Here is a 3,664-nt window from a genome sequence, read left to right as displayed (position 1 = left end):
CCGCGGGCCTGGCCGCGGCCGGCTACGGAGCCTTCGCCTTCGCCATGACGGCGGGCCGGCTGAGCGGCACCTGGATGTCGATGCGGCTGGGCCAGACCAGGGTGATGGCCGGCGGCGGCATGCTCGCCTGCGTGGGCATGCTGACGGCCGCTCTGGCACCGGCGGTGCCGGTGGTGCTGGCCGGGTTCGTCCTGGTGGGCCTGGGGCTGGCCAACATGTTCCCGCTGGCCATCGCCAGGGCCGGCACGCTGGCCGGGCCGCAGGGCGTGGCCACGGCCTCCACGCTCGGCTATGCGGGCATGCTGATCGGCCCGCCGGTCATCGGCTTCCTGGCGGACGGCCTGGGCCTGCCCGGGGCGCTCACCACGGTCGCGGTGCTGGCCGCGGTCTCCGGGGCCATCGCGGTCGGCACCGACCGCCGCCGCGGCTGACGGGCCGCCAGGCGGCCCGACGGGCCGGGCCGCCACGGGACCGGGAGCCGGCGGGTCAGGGCCTCCGGGGTCTGGGCCTCCGGGGTCAGGGGTTCAGGGCGCCGCGGTGGGGTCCCCGGTCCCCTGCGGCGGCTCCCCCGGCAGATGCAGATCCCAGCCCACCAGGGCCCGCAGCTGCTCCGCCGTGACACCGTCGGGCACCGGGCGGGGGGCGGGCGTACGGATCGGCGGCTCCCAGCCGTCCTCCGGGGTCCAGCGGCGGACGACCCTGGCGGGCGCCCCGGCGACCACACTGTGGTCGGGGACCTCCCCGCGCACCACGGCGCCCGCCGCGACCACCACATTGCGCCCGATGCGGGACCCGGGCAGGATCACCGCCCCGGTGCCGATCCAGCTGCCCGAACCGATCTCCACCGGCTCGTTGCGCGGCCACTGCTTGCCGATCGGCAGCTCCGGATCGCGGTACTCATGACCCTGGTCGGTGATGTACACCCGGGGTCCGGTCCAGACGTCGTCGCCGATCACGATCGACTGATGGCCGACGACATGGCTCTCACGGCCGATCACACAGCCGCCACCGATCCGCACGATCGGCTCGGGGCCCAGGTCCAGCCCCGGCAGGAAACCCGCGGACAGGGTCACCTGCTCCCCGACGATGCAGAACGGCCCCAGGTGGATCCAGGCCTCGTTGAAGACCGTGCCCAGCGGGAAGGCGAGTCTGGTGCCGTCACCGAGGCTGCCGAAGCGGTACGGCCCCGGCCGGTCGGCGGAGACCGCGCCGTGCTCCTGCACCCATCGCCACCCGCGGTGCACCAGCCGGCCGACGGCGCGGCGGCGGCGGTCCCGGACGGTGGAGAGCAGCGAGCGCGGAGAGAGCATGGCCACACCGTAGCCGCCGCGGGGCGGCCGTGATCAGGCAGGGGAGCAACGTCACACCCCGGGGCGCGCGCCGTGGCCGCCCCACTGGCACACTCCCCCCATGGAGATGGCCGACCACATCGAAGCCCTGCGCCAGGAGGGGCGGTTGCTCGCCCGGGCCGCCGCCGGGACCCCCTGGGACGCGCCCGTCCCGACCTGTCCGGGGTGGCTGCTGCGGGACCTGGTGCACCACACCGGCCGTGTGCACCGCTGGGCCGCCGCGCATGTCGCCGAGGCCCGCACCGAGCCGCTGGACGAGGCCGGGAGCGAGGCCGCCTGGGGGCCGAAGCCCGGGGACGGCGCGCTGCTGGACTGGTTCCGGGAGGGCCATGAGCAGCTGGTCGCCACCCTGGAGAAGGCGCCCGCCGACCTGGTGTGCTGGTCCTTCCTGCCCGCACCGTCGCCGCCGGCCTTCTGGGCGCGGCGGCAGGCCCACGAGACCGCGGTGCACCGGATGGACGCCGAGTCCGCGGCGGGCCGGGCGCCCGTCCCCGTGGCGGGCGCCTTCGCCGAGGACGGCGTCGACGAGCTGCTCTGCGGGTTCCTGGTGCGCCCGGTCTCCCGGCTGCGCTCCGAGCGGCCGCGCACCCTGCTGGTACGGATCACGGACGCCGCGGACGGGCGCGGCGAGCTGACGGTGTCGATCAGCGGCGGACCGGTGGTGGTCCGCCGGGAGGCCGGTCCGGCCGACTGCACCGTCAGCGGCCGGGCCGCCGACCTCTACGCGGCGCTGTGGAACCGGCGGCCCGCAGATCCGGAACACGGGATCGAGGTCGCCGGGGACCGGTCGCTGCTGGACCTGTGGAGCGCGACCGCACAGGTGCGCTGACGCCGGGCGGACGGCGGGTCAGCCCAGGACGCCGTCCAGGATCCGGGCCCACTGGCGGACCACCCGGGCACGCCGCGCGCCGTCGTCGGTGAGCAGGTTGGCCAGGCCCAGGCCACGGGCCATGTCCAGGGTGGCCTGCACGGTCTCCCGTACGCCGGGGGCGCGTTCGTCGACGCCGAGGAACTCCACGGCGGCGCGGTGCGCCTCCCGGCCGACCCGGTTCTCCAGGGCGATGATCCGCGTCCGCAGCGGCTCCTCGCGGGCGGCCGCCACCCACAGGTGCAGCGCGGCGCGGAACAGTTCGCCCGTGTACATCCGCACGATGACCTCCACCACGGTCTCGGTGCGGGGGGTGTCGCCCCGGTTCTGCGGCGACAGCTGCTCGCGTACCCCGGCGAGCAGCTCGTCGGCGACATGCTCCACCGCGGCGGTGAAAAGGTCCTCCCTGGTGGGGAAGTGGTGCTGGGCCGCGCCGCGGGAGACCCCGGCGCGCTCCGCGACCACGGAGACGGTGCTGCCCGCCCACCCGTGGGCGGCGAGACACTCCACGGCGGCCTCCAGCAGCCGGCGGCGGGTGGCGCGGCTGCGGTCCTGCTGCGGCATGCGGGAGGCCGCCTGGATGGTCATGGGGTGCGGGTGCTCCTTGTCACGGTGCGGGGCGATCCGGGCTGCCAGGGCCGTCCGGGGTGCGGGTGCGGGTGCGGGTGCGGGTCAGCGGGCCCAGGAGGGAGGGCGGCGCTCCAGGAAGGCGGTCATGCCCTCGCGGGCCTCCGCGCTGCCGAAGAGCAGCGCCGAGGCGGCCACCCGGTCCTCGCCGTCCTGGTCGAAGGAGCGCAGCACATCGGCGGCGACCAGCCGCTTGGACTCGGCCAGGCCCTGCGGGGAGGCCAGCCGCAGCGCCTCAAGGATCGGCTCCAGGGCCGCCCCGGTGTCCTCGGCGGCCACGGTGACCAGGCCGATCCGCACGGCCTCGGCGGCGTCGAAGGTCTCGCCGGTGAGGTAGTAGCGGGAGGCGGCCCGCGGGTCGAGCCTGGGCCGCAGCGGCAGCGAGATCACCGCGGGGGCGAGGCCCAGGCGGACCTCGGTGAAGGCGAAGGTGGCGGCGGGTCCGGCCACCGCGATGTCACAGGCACCGAGCAGGCCGAGGCCGCCCGCCCGGACGTGCCCGTCGGCGCGGGCGACCACGGGTTTGGGGCACTCCACCACGGCCCGCAGGATCCGCACCAGCCGGCGGGGGCCGGCGGTGGGGTCCCCGGAGGTGGCCTCGGAGAGGTCGGCCCCGGCGCAGAAGACCTTGCCGGTGTGGGTGAGGACCACGGCCCGCACCGCCGGGTCCTCGGCTGCCTCGGCGAGGCCCTGCTCCAGTTCGTCCATCAGGCGGGTGGAGAGGGCGTTGCGGTTGTGCGGGGAGTCCAGGGTGAGGGTGGCGACCGCCCCCTCGACCGTGCGGCGGACGAGGGGGGCGGCGGTGGGGTCGGTCATCGCG

General features: G+C 76.4%; 5 protein-coding genes. 2 read left to right on the top strand and 3 right to left on the bottom strand.

Features of this window, described 5'->3' with window-relative positions; translation table 11 throughout:
- Positions 1-431, top strand: a 431-nt coding sequence (locus tag AOK09_RS32770) for an MFS transporter (RefSeq protein WP_157876129.1), incomplete at its 5' end; no start/stop codon positions are given.
- 93 nt (positions 432-524) lie between these two features.
- Here AOK09_RS32770 and AOK09_RS32765 read toward each other — a convergent pair.
- Complete coding sequence (locus AOK09_RS32765; protein WP_055590859.1) at positions 525-1,310, bottom strand: acyltransferase; 786 nt, start codon at positions 1,308-1,310, stop codon at positions 525-527.
- Positions 1,311-1,410: 100 nt separating this feature from the next.
- Between AOK09_RS32765 and AOK09_RS32760 the strand changes: the two genes are divergently transcribed.
- Positions 1,411-2,178 carry a maleylpyruvate isomerase family mycothiol-dependent enzyme gene (locus tag AOK09_RS32760; protein WP_055590858.1) on the top strand — a complete coding sequence of 256 codons (768 nt, stop codon included), beginning with the start codon at positions 1,411-1,413 and terminating at the stop codon, positions 2,176-2,178.
- An 18-nt stretch (positions 2,179-2,196) separates the two neighbouring features.
- On the opposite strand, the gene AOK09_RS32755 is transcribed toward AOK09_RS32760, so the two are convergent.
- Both AOK09_RS32755 and AOK09_RS32750 read right to left on the bottom strand, forming a co-directional pair.
- Positions 2,197-2,805 (bottom strand): TetR/AcrR family transcriptional regulator, encoded by a 609-nt coding sequence (locus AOK09_RS32755; RefSeq protein ID WP_055590857.1) that lies wholly within the window; start codon positions 2,803-2,805, stop codon positions 2,197-2,199.
- An 84-nt stretch (positions 2,806-2,889) separates the two neighbouring features.
- Positions 2,890-3,660, bottom strand: coding sequence for an enoyl-CoA hydratase family protein (locus AOK09_RS32750; RefSeq protein WP_055590856.1), 771 nt, complete (start codon positions 3,658-3,660; stop codon positions 2,890-2,892).
- Positions 3,661-3,664 lie beyond the last annotated feature (4 nt).

The organism is Peterkaempfera griseoplana (assembly GCF_001418575.1).
Classification (GTDB): Bacteria; Actinomycetota; Actinomycetes; order Streptomycetales; family Streptomycetaceae; genus Peterkaempfera; species Peterkaempfera griseoplana.
The sequence above is the reverse complement of the archived record's forward strand: the minus strand, read 5'-3'. Positions and strand labels throughout refer to the sequence as shown.